Source organism: Bacillus sp. COPE52 (assembly GCF_003355115.1).
Taxonomy (GTDB): Bacteria; Bacillota; Bacilli; order Bacillales; family Bacillaceae_G; genus Bacillus_A; species Bacillus_A toyonensis.
On sequence record NZ_CP031292.1, the window covers coordinates 143,895 to 164,731 of the forward strand.

At 34.4% G+C, this 20,837-nt stretch carries 23 protein-coding genes; 5 read left to right on the top strand and 18 right to left on the bottom strand.

The window, feature by feature from the left end; all coding sequences use genetic code 11:
- Nucleotides 1–52 precede the first annotated feature (52 nt).
- From hppD to DPQ31_RS00910, 5 genes are all read right to left on the bottom strand, one after another.
- Nucleotides 53–1,171, bottom strand: a complete 1,119-nt coding sequence (gene hppD, locus DPQ31_RS00890; RefSeq protein ID WP_000810910.1) for a 4-hydroxyphenylpyruvate dioxygenase — start codon at nt 1,169–1,171, stop codon at nt 53–55.
- A gap of 310 nt (nt 1,172–1,481) precedes the next feature.
- Complete coding sequence (locus DPQ31_RS00895) at nt 1,482–1,592, bottom strand: DUF3948 family protein (protein ID WP_001083697.1); 111 nt, start codon at nt 1,590–1,592, stop codon at nt 1,482–1,484.
- Between the two features lie 42 nt (nt 1,593–1,634).
- On the bottom strand, nt 1,635–1,751 hold the full coding sequence (locus DPQ31_RS00900) for a DUF3948 family protein (RefSeq protein ID WP_000654250.1): 117 nt from the start codon (nt 1,749–1,751) through the stop codon (nt 1,635–1,637).
- Between the two features lie 35 nt (nt 1,752–1,786).
- On the bottom strand, nt 1,787–1,903 hold the full coding sequence (locus tag DPQ31_RS00905; RefSeq protein WP_000654250.1) for a DUF3948 family protein: 117 nt from the start codon (nt 1,901–1,903) through the stop codon (nt 1,787–1,789).
- A gap of 35 nt (nt 1,904–1,938) precedes the next feature.
- Nucleotides 1,939–2,046, bottom strand: coding sequence for a DUF3948 family protein (locus tag DPQ31_RS00910; RefSeq protein WP_000664237.1), 108 nt, complete (start codon nt 2,044–2,046; stop codon nt 1,939–1,941).
- 452 nt (nt 2,047–2,498) lie between these two features.
- Here DPQ31_RS00910 and DPQ31_RS00915 point away from each other — a divergent pair, with 452 nt between their 5' ends.
- Complete coding sequence (locus DPQ31_RS00915) at nt 2,499–3,371, top strand: Cof-type HAD-IIB family hydrolase (RefSeq protein WP_000766432.1); 873 nt, start codon at nt 2,499–2,501, stop codon at nt 3,369–3,371.
- A 39-nt stretch (nt 3,372–3,410) separates the two neighbouring features.
- Here the strand turns inward: DPQ31_RS00915 and DPQ31_RS00920 are convergent, their stop codons facing one another.
- The 5 genes from DPQ31_RS00920 to DPQ31_RS00940 all read right to left on the bottom strand — a co-directional run bounded on the left by DPQ31_RS00920 (nt 3,411) and on the right by DPQ31_RS00940 (nt 9,083).
- Nucleotides 3,411–4,376 (bottom strand): ABC transporter ATP-binding protein, encoded by a 966-nt coding sequence (locus DPQ31_RS00920; RefSeq protein ID WP_001294496.1) that lies wholly within the window; start codon nt 4,374–4,376, stop codon nt 3,411–3,413.
- Entirely contained in the window at nt 4,373–5,353 is a 981-nt protein-coding gene (locus DPQ31_RS00925; RefSeq protein ID WP_000030774.1) for an ABC transporter ATP-binding protein, read from the bottom strand. The genes DPQ31_RS00920 and DPQ31_RS00925 overlap by 4 nt, the downstream gene beginning before the upstream one ends.
- Before the next feature lie 10 nt (nt 5,354–5,363).
- A complete protein-coding gene (gene opp4C, locus DPQ31_RS00930; protein WP_087971134.1) occupies nt 5,364–6,284 on the bottom strand; it encodes an oligopeptide ABC transporter permease in 921 nt (306 codons plus the stop codon).
- A gap of 11 nt (nt 6,285–6,295) precedes the next feature.
- Nucleotides 6,296–7,252 carry an ABC transporter permease gene (locus DPQ31_RS00935; RefSeq protein ID WP_000860741.1) on the bottom strand — a complete coding sequence of 319 codons (957 nt, stop codon included), beginning with the start codon at nt 7,250–7,252 and terminating at the stop codon, nt 6,296–6,298.
- Nucleotides 7,253–7,355: 103 nt separating this feature from the next.
- Nucleotides 7,356–9,083, bottom strand: a complete 1,728-nt coding sequence (locus DPQ31_RS00940) for an ABC transporter substrate-binding protein (RefSeq protein WP_000730698.1) — start codon at nt 9,081–9,083, stop codon at nt 7,356–7,358.
- 468 nt (nt 9,084–9,551) lie between these two features.
- Here DPQ31_RS00940 and DPQ31_RS00945 point away from each other — a divergent pair, with 468 nt between their 5' ends.
- On the top strand, nt 9,552–9,749 hold the full coding sequence (locus tag DPQ31_RS00945) for a hypothetical protein (RefSeq protein WP_141555943.1): 198 nt from the start codon (nt 9,552–9,554) through the stop codon (nt 9,747–9,749).
- Between the two features lie 298 nt (nt 9,750–10,047).
- On the opposite strand, the gene abc-f is transcribed toward DPQ31_RS00945, so the two are convergent.
- On the bottom strand, nt 10,048–11,928 hold the full coding sequence (gene abc-f, locus DPQ31_RS00950) for a ribosomal protection-like ABC-F family protein (protein WP_199632028.1): 1,881 nt from the start codon (nt 11,926–11,928) through the stop codon (nt 10,048–10,050).
- Between the two features lie 125 nt (nt 11,929–12,053).
- A complete protein-coding gene (locus DPQ31_RS29160) occupies nt 12,054–12,188 on the bottom strand; it encodes an RAxF-45 family protein (RefSeq protein WP_000830640.1) in 135 nt (44 codons plus the stop codon).
- Between the two features lie 420 nt (nt 12,189–12,608).
- Here DPQ31_RS29160 and DPQ31_RS00955 point away from each other — a divergent pair, with 420 nt between their 5' ends.
- Both DPQ31_RS00955 and DPQ31_RS00960 read left to right on the top strand, forming a co-directional pair.
- On the top strand, nt 12,609–12,737 hold the full coding sequence (locus DPQ31_RS00955; protein WP_002037821.1) for a hypothetical protein: 129 nt from the start codon (nt 12,609–12,611) through the stop codon (nt 12,735–12,737).
- Between the two features lie 133 nt (nt 12,738–12,870).
- Nucleotides 12,871–13,665: a DUF4931 domain-containing protein gene (locus tag DPQ31_RS00960; RefSeq protein ID WP_199632027.1), complete on the top strand. Its 795-nt coding sequence runs from the start codon at nt 12,871–12,873 to the stop codon at nt 13,663–13,665.
- An 11-nt stretch (nt 13,666–13,676) separates the two neighbouring features.
- Here the strand turns inward: DPQ31_RS00960 and DPQ31_RS00965 are convergent, their stop codons facing one another.
- Nucleotides 13,677–14,210 carry a transglycosylase SLT domain-containing protein gene (locus DPQ31_RS00965; protein WP_000713241.1) on the bottom strand — a complete coding sequence of 178 codons (534 nt, stop codon included), beginning with the start codon at nt 14,208–14,210 and terminating at the stop codon, nt 13,677–13,679.
- Nucleotides 14,211–14,458: 248 nt separating this feature from the next.
- Here DPQ31_RS00965 and DPQ31_RS00970 point away from each other — a divergent pair, with 248 nt between their 5' ends.
- The gene (locus DPQ31_RS00970) at nt 14,459–16,108 is read left to right on the top strand and encodes a DUF2334 domain-containing protein (RefSeq protein WP_199632026.1); all 1,650 of its coding nucleotides are present in this window, start codon (nt 14,459–14,461) and stop codon (nt 16,106–16,108) included.
- A 32-nt stretch (nt 16,109–16,140) separates the two neighbouring features.
- Here DPQ31_RS00970 and DPQ31_RS00975 read toward each other — a convergent pair whose 3' ends face one another.
- From DPQ31_RS00975 to DPQ31_RS00995, 5 genes are all read right to left on the bottom strand, one after another.
- Nucleotides 16,141–16,911: a TatD family hydrolase gene (locus DPQ31_RS00975; protein ID WP_098711802.1), complete on the bottom strand. Its 771-nt coding sequence runs from the start codon at nt 16,909–16,911 to the stop codon at nt 16,141–16,143.
- 743 nt (nt 16,912–17,654) lie between these two features.
- Entirely contained in the window at nt 17,655–18,011 is a 357-nt protein-coding gene (locus DPQ31_RS00980) for a YxeA family protein (RefSeq protein WP_000728436.1), read from the bottom strand.
- A gap of 138 nt (nt 18,012–18,149) precedes the next feature.
- A complete protein-coding gene (locus DPQ31_RS00985; RefSeq protein WP_199632025.1) occupies nt 18,150–18,986 on the bottom strand; it encodes a YitT family protein in 837 nt (278 codons plus the stop codon).
- 117 nt (nt 18,987–19,103) lie between these two features.
- Nucleotides 19,104–19,433, bottom strand: coding sequence for a PH domain-containing protein (locus tag DPQ31_RS00990; protein WP_098711803.1), 330 nt, complete (start codon nt 19,431–19,433; stop codon nt 19,104–19,106).
- A gap of 160 nt (nt 19,434–19,593) precedes the next feature.
- Nucleotides 19,594–20,571: a LacI family DNA-binding transcriptional regulator gene (locus tag DPQ31_RS00995; RefSeq protein ID WP_001273894.1), complete on the bottom strand. Its 978-nt coding sequence runs from the start codon at nt 20,569–20,571 to the stop codon at nt 19,594–19,596.
- Nucleotides 20,572–20,837 lie beyond the last annotated feature (266 nt).

The following is a 20,837-nucleotide window of genomic DNA, read 5'->3' on the forward strand; positions in this document are numbered from 1 at the left end:
ATGAAAATGAAATTTCCACCAGCAAAAGAATTCTTACTGGTGGATACAAATCTTATAAATTTCCGCGACGCTCTTGTTCTCTTTCAATTGATTCGAATAATGCTTTAAAGTTCCCTTCACCAAATCCACGAGAACCTTTACGTTGAATGATTTCAATAAATAAAGTTGGACGGTCTACAATTGGTTTCGTAAAGATTTGCAGTAAATAGCCCTCATCATCACGGTCTACTAAAATCTTTAATTCTTTTAACTTATCAATTTCCTCATCGATTTTTCCAACTCGCGCAGTTAACTCATCGTAATACGTATCTGGTGTATCTAAAAACTCCACACCATTTGCACGAAGCGCTTCAACTGTTTTAACAATATCACTCGTTAATAAGGCAAGATGTTGTACACCTGCTCCATTATAGAATTCAAGATATTCTTGAATTTGCGATTTTCTCTTTCCATCTGCTGGTTCGTTAATAGGGAACTTAATACGACTTCCATTCGTCATAACTTTTGACATTAATGCCGAATACTCTGTACTAATATCATCATCGTCGAAATGGATCATTTGTTTAAAGCCCATAACATTCTCGTAATAACTAACCCACTCTTCCATTTTCTCAACGTTACCAACTACATGATCTACAGCAATTAAACCTGATTCTTCAAATGGAATATTAAACTCAACCTTTTGGAATCCTGGCATAAATGTTCCTTTATAATTTTTACGCTCTACAAGCGTGTGAATTGTATCACCATACGTACCAATAACTGCTTTTTTCAATGTACCATCCTCATCTGTTAACTCCTCAGGTGGAGCAATTGCGACGGCACCACGTTTCACCGCTTCCGAGTAAGCCTTATCAACGTCATCGACAAGTAATGCAACGTCTTTTACACCATCACCATGAGTTTTTACAAACTCTGCGATACGATTATCGCTACCTAGGGCCCCGGACACAACAAAACGCATATTTTTTTGCACAAGAACATAAGATACCTTTTCACGGTTTCCTGTTTCTAATCCAGAGTAAGCCACAATTTTGAATCCGAACGCTCTCGCAAGGTAATAACTCGATTGTTTTGCATTCCCTACGTAAAACTCCAAATGATCTACATCACGTACCGGAAAAAAGTCCTCCATTTGTGCAGCTAGCGTATCCATAGATTTTTGTTTCATAATATCTTCATCCCCCTGTAAATAGATTAAATGGTCCATACTTAAAACCAACCGAAAACGCTTCCAATATCAATTTATAGAAATTAGTTAGCAGGCTAACAATTTCTGACCTTTAAAATTTTCTATCTTTTCTGTCAAATTCCTCTTTTTTTCTTACATATAAAATTCGACTTTTTTCTCTTTAAAGTAAGGGGAAAATATTCATACTTGAAAGTATATATGAGGGGAAAACAAAAAAGACTCCAACATATTAACTACTTACTAATACGTTAGAGTCTTTATTTTTTTTGAATGATTGTATTTATATTTCTCATACTAATATATTTGCAAGGAATAGAATAAACGATGTTAATATTACTGCTCCGCCTAATGATCCTAATAAATCTGTTTTTGTTACTTGTAACACTTGTTCACTGTTCATATTCCTCATTCTCCTTTCATTTTGTACAATTTAAAACTTTTATTATACTAATACGCTTGATAGAAATACGATTAATGCTGTTAATACTACTGCTCCACTTGCTGATCCTACGAAGTCACCTTTTGTTACTTGTAATACTTGCTCTTTCATATCTTTCATTCTCCCTTCATTTATCTTTTGTTACAAAACTTCTATTATACTAATACGCTTGATAGAAATACGATTAATGCTGTTAATACTACTGCTCCACTTGCTGATCCTACGAAGTCACCTTTTGTTACTTGTAATACTTGCTCTTTCATATCTTTCATTCTCCCTTCATTTATCTTTTGTTACAGAACTTCTATTATACTAATACACTTGATAGAAATACGATTAATGCTGTTAATACTACCGCTCCACTTGCTGATCCTACGAAGTCACCTTTTGTTACTTGTAATACTTGCTCTTTCATATCATTTATCCTCCCTTTGAATAAGTTTTCTATATGTAATTTCTAAGAAATGTTTTTTTCATAGTTTTTATGTTACCGTTACATTGAATTTGATAACGTAACGTTTGTAACATTAATGTAACATAACTATTATTACGTTGCAATATGATTACGTAAATTTTATTACATTTTTTTTACGTTTTTTTATAAACACCCTTAAAAACCCTATTCCAATGCATTTTCCACTACATTCACGTTTGTAACATTCGTGTAACATTACAGTCATAAACCTAAATATAACTATATTCCTCTCTACTTTTGTTACAAATCAAGGTGAATCTTTAATAAGTAAGGTTGAATCTACTAGGTTTTCACTGGATGGTACACTATAGGACAAAATACTATCTTTCCAAGATAAGTTTATATGTTTCCTCTATATAACTATGTATAATAAAAACAAAGAGGTGGTCATTTTGAAATTAATCGCATTAGATATGGATGGTACACTACTATCATCTAATCTTGAAATCTCCAAAGAGAACTTACAAGCAATCCAAACTGCACAAGAAGCTGGACATATTGTAATGATTTGTTCTGGCCGCGCAAAAGAGGATGCTTTAAAACTATTGGAAGAATACCAATTATCTCTTCCAGTTGGAGCAAGCAATGGGGCAATTGTTTACGTGGATGGAAAAGTAATTAACTCGCGTTGTTTACAAAACGATAAAGTATACAAACTTGCAAAATTACTAGAAGCTGAAGGTTTTCCATATAAGCTATATACAAATAAAGGGGTTTACTCTCCTTCTACATGGCAAGATCAAGTGATGCAGGCATTCGAAGAAAACAAGCATGCGCTAGATGTTACATTAGAAGAACTCGAAAGAATTACAGAAAAACAAAAGAAATCAAACCTAATTACTGATTTCCAAAAAATCGAAGATGTTGTAAACAATCAAGAACTCGAAATATCTAAATTCTTCATTTTAACGTTCAATGCAGGTCATCGCGCCCAGTTATTAAGTATGTTACAAGAAGACACTGCTATTATGGTTACAGCATCTGCTCCTACTAATTTAGAAATTATGGATAAGAATGGCCATAAAGGAAATGGGCTACAGCAGATGGCAGCTCATTTTAATATACCAATTGAAGATACAATTGCTATTGGTGATAATTTTAATGATGTACCAATGTTAGAAGTTGCTGGTTTATCTGTTGCAATGGGAAATGCTGAAGAAGATGTAAAAAAATTATGTGACGTTGTAACATTAACAAACAATGAACATGGTGTTGCCCATGCAATCGAGCAATTTGTTTTAAAACAAACTTTATCTAGTAAATAAAAAAAAGACCCTTTCAACTTCTGAAAGGGTCCTTCTCTTTTATACATGATGACAAGCAACAAAATGATCTTCACCAACATTACGAAACTCTGGTACCGTTTGTGTACAAACATCTGTCGCAAACGGGCAGCGTGTATGAAAACGACAACCTGAAGGTGGATTTGCTGGACTGGGAATATCCCCCTCTAGTATAATTCGCTCCCGCTTCACTGTTGGATCTGGTATTGGCACAGCTGATAACAATGCTTTTGTATACGGATGAAGTGGATTCGTAAATAACTCATCACGCGGTGCCGTTTCTACAATCGTTCCTAAATACATAATTCCTATTTTTGTACATAAATGTTCCACAACACTTAAATCATGTGAAATGAATAAATAAGATAATCCCTTTTTCTCCTGTAACTCACTAAATAAATTAATGATTTGTGCTTGAATAGATACATCTAGTGCTGCCACAGGTTCGTCAGCTACAATGAATTCTGGATTTAATACCATAGCTCTTGCGATAACGATACGCTGACGTTGCCCACCAGAAAACTCATGAGGATACCGGTCAATATGATACGGAGCTAAACCACATAACTCCAATACTTCTATCACCTTTGCACGAACATTTTCTTTCGTCGCTAGTCCGTGAGCCAACATCGGCTCACCAAGTGCTTCTCCAATTCTCATTCTTGGGTTTAATGAACTAAATGGATCTTGAAAAACAAGCTGCATATTAGGGCGATGTTTTCTCAATTCCTCCTTGGATAAGGAATAAACATCGTGCCCTTTAAACTTTACTTCCCCCTCCGTTTTTTGGACGAGACGTAAAATTGTTTTTCCTATCGTTGTTTTTCCACTTCCTGATTCTCCAACGAGACCGAACACTTCACCCTTATTAATAGTAAAACTTACTCCATCAACTGCCTTTACATGTCCAATCGTTCTACTAAATATGCCGCCCTTAATTGGAAAATACGTCTTTAAGTTTTTCACTTCTAATAATGGTTCACTCATTGTTCCGCACGCTCCTCATATAACCAGCAAGCTACTTTATGGTTCTCATCGTGTACATTCAAATTTGGTGCCTCTTCTTTACATATTTCCATACAATGCTCACAACGACCACTAAAATAGCAAAATTCACCTAAGCCAACTAAATTCGGAACTTGCCCTGGAATAGAATATAGTTTATCTATTCGTTTTCCCATTACCGGTTTTGATTTCAACAAACCTTTCGTATACGGATGTTTCGGATTTTGGAATATCTCTAGTACTGGAGCTTCCTCAATAACTTTTCCGCCATACATAACGACAACGTAATCAGCCATTTCTGCTACAACGCCTAAATCATGTGTAATTAATAAAATCGATGTTTTAAATTCCTCTTTTATCTGTCTTAGTAAGTCTAATATTTGAGCTTGAATCGTAACATCAAGAGCAGTTGTCGGTTCATCTGCAATTAATAACTTAGGATTACAACTAAGCGCAACAGCAATCATAATGCGTTGTAACATGCCTCCACTTAGTTCATGTGGATACGAATGCACAATTTCATCCGCACGAGCTATACCAACTTTACGAATTAATTCGATTGCCTTTTTATACGCCTCATTTTTACTAAGTAATTCATGCTCTCTTAACGTTTCTACAATTTGTTCTCCTACAGTGAAGACGGGATTCAGCGATGTCATCGGCTCTTGGAATATCATCGCAATATCATTTCCTCGTAAACTACGAAGCTCTTTCTCTTTCATACCTAAAAGACTTTTTCCTTCATATAAAATGTCTCCACCTACTACACTTCCTGATTCAGCAATAAGTCCCATAATCGATAGCGCCGTTACACTCTTTCCGCAACCCGATTCACCTACAACACAAACTGTTTCACCTTCTCGAACTGCAAAGCTAACATGATTAACAGCCTTTACTGTTCCTTCTTCTGTCTGAAAATGTGTTTGCAAATCTTTCAGCTCTACTACCGCTTTACTCATATTCCCTCACCTACCGTCTCATCTTTGGATCTAACGCATCACGAAGTGCATCACCAAGTAAATTAATTGATACAACTGTTATAAAAATTGCAAAACCGGGCGGAATCCATAACCACGGACGCTTTTGGAAATCGATTAATGAGTTAGCTGCACTAATCATATTTCCCCATGATGGTGTAGGCGGGACGACTCCAAGACCTAAGTAGCTTAGTGCGGATTCCCCTAAAATAGAGCCTGCAACACCTAATGTGGATACAACAATTAAGATCGGTAAAACATTAGGGATTAAATGATATATAATTTTCCGGTAATCTTTTATTCCTAACACATCAGCAGCTTGCATAAATGCTTGCTCCCTGAGTGATAAAATTTGACCTCTTACAAGACGTGCAAGTCCTGGCCAACCTACTAAACTTAAAATAATCATAATGACATAAAGACGATAATCAGATGGTACTTTCCATTCTGATAAAATAGCTCCCATTATAATAAGCAACGGCAATCCCGGCATCGACATTAAAATATCTGCAAGACGCATAATAATATTATCGACAATCCCGCGATAAAAACCTGCAATAGCTCCTAATAAAGCTCCAAGTATAACCGATAAGACCATTGAAGCTAATCCAATTGTTAATGAAATGCGTCCTGCTTGCATAAGTCTCGTTAAAATATCTCTTCCCAATTGATCTGTACCGAGCCAATGTGAAAAACTAGGTGGTTTGTTAATTAAAGCGACTTGTATTTTCCCTGATGCATATGGCGAAAAGAGCGGACCGACAAAACAAAATAAAAACATAAACATTAGTGCATAAAACCCCACGAGTGCCATCTTATTTCTCTTTATTTTTTTAAGAGCCTGTCGCCATGGTGATGATTCATTTCTTCTCTTTTTTTCTTTTTTCTCTGTAATTGCTTTAACAGTTTCCATCTAATCCCCCCTTACTTCAACCGAATACGTGGATCAACAACTGCATATACGATATCAGCGAAAAAGTTTGAAACAATTGTTAAACAAGAAAGAAACATCGTAAATGCCATTAATACTGTATAATCACGAAAATTTAGTGCTTCTAATTGAATATTACCAATCCCTGGCCAGTTAAAAATTTGTTCAATAATAATTGCTCCCGAAAATAAACCTGGTAATTCAAATGCTAATAACGTAATCGCCGGTAATATTGCATTTTTTAACGCATGCTTATAAATAACAGTCTTCTCCTTTAAACCTTTCGCCCGTGCTGTTCGTATGTAATCTTGCCTTACAACCTCTAACATGCTTGTTCTAAAGTAACGAGTTAATGAACCCACACCAAGAAGAGTCAAAATAAATACTGGTAAAACCATATGCTTGGCAACTTCTATTACGTAAGCTAATCCAGTCGAATTACTCCCGACATCAATCATTCCGCCTATCGGTAATAACTTAAAGTCCACCGCGAACACCTTAATTAAAAACAAACCGATAAAGAATGAAGGAAATGACATTGCTGCAAAGACACCAATTGTTACAAGTTTATCGAATAAAGAATGTTGCTTCGTCGCTGAGAATACGCCGATAATAAGTGCAATTAGCCAAATAAAAAACAATGCAATAACAGCTACACTAAAAGAATTCCAAATAAATTTATTTAATAATGACGTTACAGGTTCCTGATATTGAAGCGAAAAACCAAAATCCCCTTGCAATGCATTACCTAACCAATGAAAATAACGCTCAACAATTGGCTTATTTAATCCATATAATTCCCTAAGTTCAGCTGCCCTTTCAGGTGTAATCTTTGGATTTGAATCAATATAGTCTCCTGGAAGAAGCGCAAACAGGAAGAAAATAATAATTGATGTTCCGAACAGTGTAGGAATCATTTGTAACAACCTACGAACGATATATGTTTTCACCCTTTTTCTCTCCAATCTTATGCCTAAAATAGAAGAACATTTTTTCAAAGCGGTACATTACTGACCGAATGAAAAAATGTCTTCTATTTATACATCCTTATCGTTATTTTTCAAATGATAAAACTGGTAAGTTTGCGCTAATACTATTGTATTTTTCAGAGTCAATTCCTTTTATATTCCCGTTATAACCAGTAATTGTTCTACGGTAGTTTAATAGAATTACTGGTGGGTCATCACTTAACTCTTTATATAATTCTTTATAAATAGGTTTACGTTTTTCAATATCAACTGTCTCAATACCTTTTTTAATTAACTCATCTACTTTCGCATTTTTATAACCAAGACTCTTATCATTGACACCAGACAAATATTCACCAGCTGTTTCACTCGGATCACTTGTAATCGGTGTCGAAACAGAAGCTAAATCATAGTCACCTTTATTTACCTTCGAAAGCATAGTATTAAAGTCCATAAATTCTGGATTAAATTCTACACCTATTTCTTTATAATTCTCTTTCGCAATTGGAATTAATAAATCACTATCTTTAGCCGAACTTGGGCCGAAATAAGAAAGCTTTAATTTTTGACCATCTTTTTCACGAACTCCATCCGAACCAACTTTCCATCCTGCTTCATCTAATAATTTTTTCGCTTTTTCTTTGTCGTATTCATATTTATTAACTCCTTCTTCCGTATAAGCCCAAGAAGTTGGATGAATTGGTACATTAGCTACCGTACCGTATCCTTTCAATGCTGTATCAACATATTTTTTACGATCTAATCCGTAAATAAGTGCTTGGCGAACCTTTTTATCCTTTAAGTACGGCTTATTATTATTCATATAAATATAACTAAATGACGCTGCTGTTTCGATTTGGATATTCGCAAATTCTAAACCCTTAGCCTGTTCAAGAATTTCATCACCAGTACCTAGGCCAGTGTAGTCAACCTCACCTGTTTGGAATAATTGAAGCTTCGTATCGCCAGAAGTAATTTTATAAATGAAGTTTGGAATTTTGGGTTTGCCCGCATAATAATTTTCATTTGCTACAAATCGAACTTCTTGCCCCGGGATATACTTTTCAAATTTATATGGACCCGCAGCTATCGGTTTTCCATATAACTCTTTTAAGTAATCTAAACTTGTATTTTGTTTGTAATCTTTTCCGTAATAAGCTTTTGATAATACTGTACCACCTAAAACAAATATAGCTTGTGAATTAACTTTTTCAGTGGTAATTTTAATTGTTTGTGGATCAACAACTTGAATACCTTCAATAGAAGTTGCCTTTCCTTCTTTATATTCTTTACCACCTTTAACCGCATATTGAGAGATATCTATTTCACCTTCATATGCCTTATCATGTAAAAGCGTCAATGTGAACGCTACATCATCTGCTGTTAATGGCGATCCATCGCTAAATTTTAAGTCTTTACGTAAATGGAATGTATATGTTAACTGATCAGAAGAAACGTCCCACTTCTCCGCTAATTCCGGAATTGGTTTCCCTTGTTTATCCGTTGATACAAGAGATGCAAAAATCACTGAAGTCACGTTTCCATCCCAACCATTTTGTTGGAAATATGGTAAAAATACGCCGCCAGGTTTACTAATACCAACTACTAGCGTATCTTTTCTATTCTTCGCTTTATCTGGTACTTTCGTTTTATCTGTCGCAGCGATCTTTTCAATTTTTATATTTTTTAAATCTTGTTGTTTAACCGGTTCTGTAGAAGCCGTATCTTCCTGTCCCCCACAAGCAGATAGCACAAGCGAACTACTCATTAATACCGAAAATACACCAGCCCATTTTTTCGTCTTTTTCTTCATTGTCCCCACCCTAACTTTTTTTTAATAATTACACCTTATGAACTGCTTGCCCTATGTATGCCTCCCACAGCAACATTTATAGCCAATCGGAAAAGTCGGTTTTAATCGTAAAAAAATAGATGTTTTTGAGGGGTAACAATCTTATTCCGACTTTTCCGGTAGACTTTATGGTTAATAGCTTATAACTTTCAATATATTTTGTCAATTCTTTCTAAATAAATATTTTTATGGTTTTTTTCAAAAATATTGTTTATTTAATTTAGGAAACTACATATCGTTGTAGTTATCTTCACTCAACCCCTACTATAGCTTTTTTTATAAGTCCCTTTTCGTTTTCAATATGTATCGTTTCTAATGTTTTTTAGTTTATGCATCCACATTTTATATTAAAAAACATAAAACTACTTCTATTCCTTCAGCATGAAACATAGAATACTAATAATCAATTACCAAAAAGGGGGCGAAAACATGGACAACCTATTCCAATATGTCCTGCACTACGTATTATTAACAATTATGATAGTCGGGGCGCTATTACTATTCCCTTTCTTCCCAAAATTCGTCCTCTTTTTAGCTTTTTTTATTATGCTCGGGACCGCTATTATCATTTCAACAAAAGAAGATACCACACAAAAAGAAAGCAGAGTTCAGCGCGTAAAGCTGTGACTCTGCTTTCTTTTTTATTTTCAATCTCAGATTTCCATCATACATACTTATGTCTCGGGAAATAATTAGCCTTTACTTTCGTAATTAATCCTATCGAAAATCTACTAATAACATATATATTTTGCCTCACCATTGCATATGTTTCACAACCTATGCAAGATGCGTAACAAAGATTTACCCAAGTTACTGTTTCACGTGAAACACACTTTTTCATTTATCTCTTACAGTAAAATATAGTTATAAAAAAAAAGAAAGCTAATCCCTTCAGCAAAACTGAAAGGAATTAGCTTTCTTTTTTTTACCCCACAATATTATCTAACTCATTATATAACTCCGCTCGTAACAACTCTTTTTTCGTTTTTTCTTCATACAATTGTTCAAGCATTTCAACATCAGCTACATGTTCCATTTTACATTCAAGTGCATATATATCTTCTTCTACACGCATTAACTCGGTTTCAATCCCCTCAATATTCCTAGCTTCTTTCTTTTTTACAGGGACTGTTTCAATACTTTTTCTCCCTTGAGGTTTCTGCTTTATTACTTGCTTCTCAATCCTTTCCTCCCACTTTTGACGAGCCCATGCATAGTTCCCTGCAAACTCAAATAATTTGCGTTCATCAATCCAATACGTCTTTTCAAATAACTTATTTAAAAAATAACGATCATGTGAAACAGCTAAAATCGTTCCATTATATTGCTCAAGAGCTTCCTCTAAAACTTCCCTTGATTCAATATCAAGATGGTTTGTCGGCTCATCTAAAATTAAAAAATTGATGTCTTGATACATAAGTTGCGCCAGTCTTAGCCTCATTTTTTCTCCACCGCTCAGTTGCGTTACATTCTTAAACACAGCTGGACCATAAAATAAAAACTTAGCTAATATATGTCTTGCTTCTCCCTCTGTTACAGCTACATACTCTCTGAAAGCTTCCAATACATTACTCTTCATATTTCCGTACGCATGCTGCGATAAATAACCAATTTTGACACTACTACCCATCCGAATTTCACCAGCATCTGGCTCTATTTCTTCTAATAGTAATTTTAGTAGCGTAGTCTTCCCTGTGCCATTACGACCAACGATAGCCGCACGCTCCTGAAAACGAACATGTAAATTCGCTTGTTCAAATAAAGGTTTGTCAGAAAAAACTTTACTCACTTCTTTCATTACAACAACATCTTTCCCGCTTCTCTCTTGCCCTTCAAACTGAAGTCCCATCTGTTTTCGTTCTAAAATCGGTCTCTTTAACTTCTCCATACGTTCTAACGCACGTTCCATATTTCTCGCTCTCTTATGGAGTCCTTCATTCGGCGGATTCGCTTGATTTGCCCATTCACGTAGACGCTTAATTGCTTCTTTCATTTTCTTTATTTTCTTTTGCTGTTCTTGATAAGCCTGAAACTCATGAAGCAACCTTTCTTCCTTCTCCTCAACAAACTGAGAATAATTCGTATGATACACGTGAATTTCTCCATCTTCTAAATCAAAAACTTTCGTTACAACTTCATCAAGGAAATAGCGATCATGTGAAATAACCATAACTGTTCCGGTGTATTCTTTTAAAAATTGCTCTAACCATTCGACTGCAAATAAATCCAAATGATTTGTCGGTTCATCTAATAGAAGTAAATCTGGTTTCTGCAATAGCATATACGCAAGGCTTACCTTCGTCTGTTCTCCTCCGCTTAATTCTAGAAATGATCGGAGGAATAGTTCCGTCACTTGTAGACCATTTGCTACCTTCATAATATTTGCCTCTATTTCATAACCACCAAGAAACGTAAATTTTTCTTGAATTACACCGTACCTCTCCATCAGTTTTTGCAAAGCAGACGCTTCCCGTTCCTCCGTCATATTTTTTTCTAAAACACGCATTTCTTTTTCTAATTCCTTTTCTACTTTAAAGGCGGAACCCAATACATCGTATACAGTCATGCCCTCATCAAACTTTGGAATTTGTGCGACATGACCAATACGTGTACCTTTCTTCATATGAACGGCTCCTGCATCCACATTCTCCATTCCTGTTAGAAGACCAAAGATTGTTGTCTTCCCACTACCGTTACGGCCAACTAAACCAACACGTTCACCATTCTTTATTTCAAGCGATATATTTTCAAATATGATGTTTCCACCAAAAGATTTCGTTACATTATTTACACTACAAATTGTCATTTTCCGTACTCCTTTCAATATAAAAAAATCATGGGAAAGAAACATTCCCCATGATTTTCGACATAGAAAAAGGAAGCCAAATAGCTCCCTTTTCACACGTTTATTAAAAATGGGTGAAGAGATTTCTATCGTTCAATAGCTACTATGCAATTGTTAAAAAAGGGCAGACGTATCCCGTTAACAATTACATCATGAAAAATCGCACGACAAAAATAGATAAAATCTAAAAATTTGGCACGCGCAGCTAAAGAACGTTTCATCTCATTCACCCCTTTCGTACGGAATTTAATACTTACTTCTTTATTATACTTCCCTATTTTATGTTTGAATAGTCATTTTTCTGAAAATAATGAAGATAGACTAAACATTTCAATAAGTGACATCAAATCTTACAAAACTGTTATGTTCACGTAATGGAAAGCGATAGTACGAAAAGATGCCTCCCTATACAATAAAGATGTAAACAAGAGAGACAAACAAAAGGAGGAAACAATCATGATGAAAGAAATCGTAAAAGCAATCTTTGAGGTATTAGTGAACGGACAAGCAGTTGTAAAAGAACTAAATGAACTATAAAAAGGAGTGAAGAAATATGATGAACATGGTGAAAATGATCTTACACGCTTTAGTCGATGCAAAGGCAGTTAGCCAAGAATTAAACCAACAATAAAAAGGGGTATATGAATATGAAGAAAGCCATTATTATAATCACAAGTACAGCAATCGCCTTATACACAATAAAAAATAGAAAAACGAAACATAGTGAAAATACTCTATATTATCCATACACATTATTAAAGAAAAAATAAAAGACAAGATACCCTATCGTAATGAGGATATCTTGTCTTTTATTTTTCCCTATTCACTTTAAAGGATTTCCTTCTCCTTTCCCCGAATGTATTAAGCGGGATTTTCACACATATTTTAAAGGGGTATATACAAATGGATACACAACAACTATATTTTTTAAACGATATCGGTAAACAAAAACCAGAAAGCATTCGGAACAGAAGCGCTGCATGTCCATTTTGCGATAGAGAAAATTTAACGGATATTTTAGAAACTGAGGGCTCAATTATTTGGTTGAAAAATAAATTCCCTACATTAAAAGATACATTTCAAACCGTGTTAATCGAAACGGATAATTGTGAAGATCATATCGCAACATATACAGAAGAGCATATGCGAAAACTAATTCATTTCTCTATTCAACATTGGTTAAAGTTACAGGAAAACGAAGACTTTTCATCTGTAATTTTATACAAAAATCATGGTCCATTTTCAGGCGGAAGTTTGCATCATGCACACATGCAAATTATCGGAATGAAACATGTAGACTATCTCGAGAATATTGAAGAGGAAAATTTCCAAGGGATAATTGTTCAAAAAAATGAATGTATTGAACTCAATATTTCAGAGCGTCCTATTATCGGTTTTACTGAATTCAATATAATCATTGATGATATTGCATGTATAGATGAAATGGCAAATTACATTCAGCAAACTGTACGTTACATACTGACAGATTTCCATAAAGGGTGTAGCAGTTATAACTTATTCTTCTATCACTTAAACGGAAAAATTATTTGTAAAGTTGTTCCTAGGTTTGTCGTTTCACCGTTGTATGTAGGATATAAAATACCACAAGTTTCTACAAAACTAGAAGAAGTGAACATACAACTAGCGCAGTACTTCACAAGGCAGGAAGACAAAAATATCCATAAAAAAATAGAGTAGGTATCGAAAACCTACTCTTTTAGTACACCTTTATTTCGATAGTATACGTTCTCTAATCCAACGTTATACTTCATATTATTATCCGTCCACTCTGGTCCTAAATTCCCTGGCCATCCCGATGTATTCGCTACATATTTCAATAATGCAAAATCAGTCAAACCTCTTTGCACCCCGCGCTTATATCCCTTCACCAAATGCGGCATTGCAATTTGTGCATTTGTACGTGGGTCTTTCAACTCTTCATCAGTTAAATGATCTGGCGCAAGTCCACCACCACGGTGCAATTGAAACAATCCGAATGAAGTTCCGTTGTCTCCAATACTTCTTGGATTCAATCGACTTTCATGTTCGGCAATTGTAAGAGGTATCCATTCTGGAAGATTTACTTTCTTTGCTTCCTCTATAATAATTTGTTTCATCTGTTTTGCTTCTTCTGAATCAACATAGCTTGTCTCTTTCACTAGCTTATCCATTCCTTCAGACTTTCCTTGGAAATATAAATACACCCCAAGAACGACTAAAAATCCTACAAAGAATTTCTTCACTACCTCTACCTCTTTCTCCGCTGAAATTTGTCCCCTTTCAGCCTTCCCTTTACAATTACCTATGTTCTATCATTCTCTTACTCTTTTATCATAGCAAATAACTATACATATTATCATCATGCTTTAGGCCTATTTTGTGAAAAAACATTTGGTAAATACGTGCAAAAATGTAACTTTCATAGACTATAACTTATTTTTTGTATATAATTGTAAATTGAATTCTAAATATAAACTAGGAGAATAATAATATGAAAAAATGGCTATTACTCTTATTCAGTTTACTACTATTAATTCCTGTCCCTATTTCCGCACAAAAAACCGAAAAGTCGAAAGTCCTTATTTTATACAGTTCAAATGATGATCAAATTACAAGTGATATCCAAATACTTAATACACAAGTAGGACATTTCACTAATGATATAACAATTAAAAATATAAAACAGTTATCTGAAGTAACTGATAAATCTTCGTATACACACGTTATTTACATGGGTGAAAAACAAGAAAAACTTTCTACTGAAGCAAAAGAATTTCTAGAAAGCTTCCCCGGACCACTACTAATTTTAGGTCAAAACATAGAACAGTTATCTAATCGTTTTTCGTTCATCACACTTAAAAACGAAGATATAAACTCTGATAAAATTGAATATCCAACACGTAAGCTAAAGAATACATTAGAGGAAGAGAGATCAATTAAACAACTTGATACAAATGGAACAATTCTTGCCCATGCCTTAAGAGACAATAATACTTATCCATTAATTGTACAGCAAAACAATTCGTATTACGTTGCAACTTCCAACCTCTTTGATTGGATATCTTATTATATTGGCGAAAGCTTATTTTCTTATTTTCAACAAAAACCTGAAACTAATAAAAAATTAGCCTATTTACGCCTTGAGGATGTTCACCCAGCTGCAGATATAAATCAATTACAGGATATTGCCGACTTATTAAAGAAGAAAAAGATTCCTTACATGATAACTGTTATTCCTGTATATACAGATCCAAATACAGGTAAAACACTACATTTAAAAGATAAACCCGAACTAGTCGATCTTTTACGCTCTATGCAAGATGATGGCGCAGCAATTATTATGCATGGTTATACTCACCAATTTTATGACAGTGAAACTGGTGAAGGGTTTGAATTTTGGGACGTAAAAACTGATCAACCCATTCGTCAACCGAAGCATGAAAAGCCAAAAACAAAAGATAATTTCCCAAATATAGAGGCATATAACCAATATGTAAAAAAAGGTGAAGCATTTGAAGAAAAATATACGACAGATCATATTGAAAAAGGTATCCAAGAACTTGTAGATGCTAAACTATATCCTGTCGCATTTGAAGCACCTCATTACACAATGTCTCAAAAAGGTTATGAAATCTTATCAAAGTACTTTTCAACTTATGTAGGTCAGCTGCAGTTAAGTGATACAACTTGGAAATCCATGCACTCTCCAGCGTATAGAAGTACACCATCATTTCTACATGGAATGAAATTAATGCCTGAAACAGTTGGATTTATTGAAGAAGATAAACCACGAGCTATTGCCCAAATGAAAGAGCGTGCTTTATCTGTTGCTAAATTATCCGATGGAGTTATTGGTGCATTCTATCATCCTTACTTAGGTGTGAAACCATTAAAAGAAGTATTAAAAGATCTAGAGAGTATTCCAAACATAGAGTGGATTGATTTACAAAAAGAAACGAATGAAGTAAAAATGAAAGATATTCATATTACTACTAATAAAGACGGTATCCACGTTGAAAAACCAACTAGTGCAAATGACGTAATTGATTATATAAAACAATATGGATTCTTCCTTATACTTGGGTTCGTTATCATTGTCTTTCTATTATTATTAAGACGTGCGAAAAAATTAGAATCCTAATAAAAAACACTAAGCGAGCTGCTTGGTGTTTTTTAGGATTCAGTCAATCGATAAAAGCGAACTGTATTCTTATATATTTGTTCTGCAACTTTCTCTACTGGAATTTTTTTTATTACACTAACTTCTTCTAATACATCTTTAATCATACAAGGGTGTGTTATAGTATTCTCTTGAAATTCCCACGGTCCATCCGTTTCTACCATCATATATTCCAGTGGATAATACGAAACGATCTTTCTAATTTTCTCCTTATGTAAAACATCTGGTGTGATAGAAATATAATAACCATTCCTCACCATCCGTCCCATTGTCGCTTCATTTCCTTTAAACCAATGGAAGTGTGCACGTGAAATTTTATATTCTTCAAGTAAATCACATACAATATCAGCATCTTCATAAACTGCGTGTAATACAATGGGCAAATCATATTCACTAGCTAGTTCTATAAATCGTCTCAATATCGCCACGTATGAATCTATAGTAACCCCTTCATCTTCTTTCGTTAAATAATACGGCAAGCCCACTTCACCAATCGCAATGACTTCCTCAGCATGAGCTTCAATTAATTTGAATATGCGCTCACATTCTTCTTTATGAATCGGTTGCTCCGGATGAAATCCTATTGCTGGGTGTATGAAAGGGAATTTCTTTCCTAAAGATAAAGTTTCCTTACATGATTGATAATTCATAGATACCGCAATAAGCCCCTTTACCTCTTTACTATTTTCCAAATCTTTAAGTAATCTACTTTTCTCTTCATCCTTATATTGATCAACATGTATATGGCTATCAATCCACTTCATCTTTATTCCTCCATAAAAAAAACAAGAAAGGAACCCCCTTCTTGTTTTATCATCTATATTATTTAACAATTAAGTTTGTTATGATATCAAATAATCCAATACATACTACGGCAACAGTAAAGTAGCTACAGAAATCTTTAATTGGAAACCTCACTACTTCTTCTTTACGCATCCCATTTTTCTCCCTTCTTACTAAATCCCTAATTATTTTCATCTATTTGTATCTATTATGCAAAAAATATGACAAATTTACTATCGAATTAACTTACGTAAACCTTACAATGTTGTAAGGTTTATAAAAAGAGCCCCATCTACATACAGATGAGGGTTATTAAAAAGTAGTTGGTTTTTCATTCTTCCTTACATTACAAACAGAAAGTAATACATTAGACTTTCTACTTATACTATATTAAATTTACTATCTTTTAACTATCGAATTACATTACAGAAGGCTTACATGTTTGTAAGCTATGCGTAATGTAATTCGATAGTTTTCCATATCTATATTTCGTACAATACAGTTAGAAAGTAAGCCAAATAAGAAGAACGCTCATATAACCAAATTACATTGCTAGTAGCTACTCTTCTTATACCTTTCACTCATACTACTACAATGTACCCCCTTCCCCTTTATATAATAAAAAAAGCCTTAGCCCATATGGACTAAGGCTTTTTTATGAACCTAAAAATACCCCTACCTAGTATTTTGATTTTCGACAAAAAATAGGCAGGGGTATATTCCGCTATCTCATCGCTAAAAGTTTACTCTTCGCATTAATAGGAATATTTACAGCTTCAATTTCTTCAATTGACTCGCCGTATCGTCCTTTTGCGTACACTTTTAATGCTTCATCTCTCTTTAACATATGCTTAACAGTCTTCTTTATTTTTTGTTCTCTTCCACGTTCGTCAAATGCAATAAATTCATATTCATACCACTCATCACCAACATGCTGACCAATTGTATTCACAACCGTATAGTATTCTTTCGTCTTATAAAGCGGATTATATTTATCAATAACTGGTCCAAGTTTCGTAGGCAGTAACATTACTACTATCACTAGCATCGCTATTATAGTAGTGATCATTTTTTTCTTCACAATAAACATTCCTCCTCTGCAGGATATATATACATCCATTTTAAAAAGAAGCAATAAAATCTACTATTGAATCTCATTACATTACACTTACATTTTTGTAAGAATAAAAAAAGGTGAACGATTTTACTCGTTCACCTTTTAGCTCGCTTTAAAGCCCCCACCAAGCACATCACGCACATCATGAATAACAACGAAAGCATCTTCATCTACTCGGCTAATAACTTGCTTTAACTTAACAAGCTCTTGTTTATTAATAACAACATATAAAACTTCTTTATTTTTTCCAGTATATCCGCCGCGTCCTTCTAATACAGTGACACCGCGTGTCATGTTTTTCGTAATAGCCTCACGTATTAAATCTGGTTGATTTGAAATGATTGTAACAGCCGTTTTTGTATCCATTCCTTCTACAATGAAATCAATCACTTTCGCACCGATGAATACTGCAACAAGTGTGTACATCGCTTTTTCTTGTCCTATTATAAATACAGAACCAGCAATTACAACGATATCAATAATAAGTACGCCTTTACCAACGCTCCACCCTAAATATTGATTTGCTAACTGTGCTAAAATTGCCGATCCTCCTGATGTACCTCCAGCTTTGAACATACAGCCTAATCCGATACCTACAAACAAACCAGCAAATAAAGCTGCTAATAGCGTATCACTATTTACATGATACTCAATATGTTCTGTAACATATAAAAACAAGGATGTTTCTACAATTCCTAAAATCGTATAAACCATCGTTTTTTTATCAAAAAACTTATAACCAACAGCTAGTAAAACTGCATTTATAGCAAAGTTCACAATCCCTGGTGACCAATCAAATAAGTAGTACGTAACAACCGTTAAACCAATAATTCCACCTTCCGATAAACGGTTTGGAATTGCAAAGTAATTAATACCAATTGCGAATAATAATGAACCAATTGTAATTAGTGTTATTTCCTTTATACGTTGATTAACCATAATTCATACCCTCCCCCATTTGACATTGTATCACTATCTCCTAGAGGTTTAGAAGTGGTTTTTATTCCGCATTTTACCTCTTAAAGATCGAGATATTATGTTTAAACAAAGGGTTGATTAATTATTCATATTTTCTCTAACTGCACGAACAAATCGCTCCACATTCCCTTTCTGAAGATACCTAGCTCTAACCCTTTCATGATTACAAGTAAATTCAAAATATGGACAGAGATCTATGTCATCTATATGCAAATACGGATACTCTTCAAATATTGCAGGGTAGCCCGAAAATTTCCCGTAAAAAAGGAGACGTCTAGTAGTAGCAGCGAAAATCCCATGCCGGTAAGCTACGGTAAAATCATCCTTCTCAAATATCCCTACCACAACAGCTAAAATCTTTTCGTCATCCTCTACATATTTTTTCATACTCGATAAAAGTTCATTCATGCATATTCCTCCAAATTCTATTCATTGTTTTAACACTTGAAAAGAATCCATGGATTATTACAGACCGGTTTAACTCTTTTATAAAGTATGAAACGCGTTTCCTGTCAAAGACATTTCAAAAAATAATCCGTTATGCGATTATACACATAACGGATTAAGACTAAACTGTAGAGCGTTCCACAAGTTCATACGGAATCTCCACCTTTTCTTGTTTATAACTCTCGTTGCTCACTTGCCTATAAAACATTTCAAAAGCGTTTTTGCCTATCTCCTTTAAATTTTGATCAATCGTTGTCAACTGTAACACTTGTGAAATAGGTTGATTATCAAAACCAATAATCGCCAAATCCTCAGGAACTTGAATACCTAACTTTTCAACTTCTGTCATAATCCCAATCGCAACTTCATCTCCTGCTACTATTAACGCTTCTGGGAGGACCTGCATCTCCTTTAACTTATGAGCCGCTCTCACACCATCTTCTAATGTAAAACATTCTGTAAAAATCCACTCTTCATTAACTTCTTCATCTATGGATTGTAATTGATGTTTATAAACATCAAAACGTTTTTGACTACTCGGCCCTAACTTCCTTCCCGTACAATAACCAATTTTTTTATAACCTTTTTCAATAAGATAATTCATTCCTAACTGAAAGGCTGCCGAATGATTTGTATATACACTTGAGATATTTGAAATATCATTATCTTCACAAGCAATTATTGTGCCGTAAGAAGCATACGGTTCTATCGTTTCCCAATCATTCGCACGCGAGCAAATAATAAGGCCGTCCAATTGTTTTGTTTTTAGCATATGTAAACTTTTCATTTCTTCTTTTTTATTGTAATTCGTTTGGCAAAGTAACACCCTGTAATTATGAGCTAACGCCACCTCCATCATTCCACCTACCATCGCATCAAAACACGGATGATTAATGTAAGGTAAAATTACACCAACAATATTCGTCTTCCCTTTGGATAAATGAACAGCGTTTGCGTTTTGTGAGTAATTCAACTTCTCAACTATCTCAATAACCGCTTTCCTTTTTTCTTCACTTACATATGGGTGATCATTTAGCACCCTCGAAACGGTCGTAACTGAAACTCCGGCCATCTTTGCGATATCTTTAATATTAGCCATACACTCACCTCTCCTTTTAACTTAATGAATTCCATGAACATATGTCAAATCTTCTCATCATTACACTTTCATTCGTTTTTCTTACAAAAGTGTAATTTTCCTGTAAGCTAATTCGATAGTGACTCTTCCCAATATCTTATACAATTAAGTCAGAAACAGGGCAACAACTATTCGAAAAGGAGCGGATCAATATGATGAACAAAATGAAGAACAACAAATTTACGAATACAATGGGCATGGTATTGTCCGCTCTTATCGATGCAAAA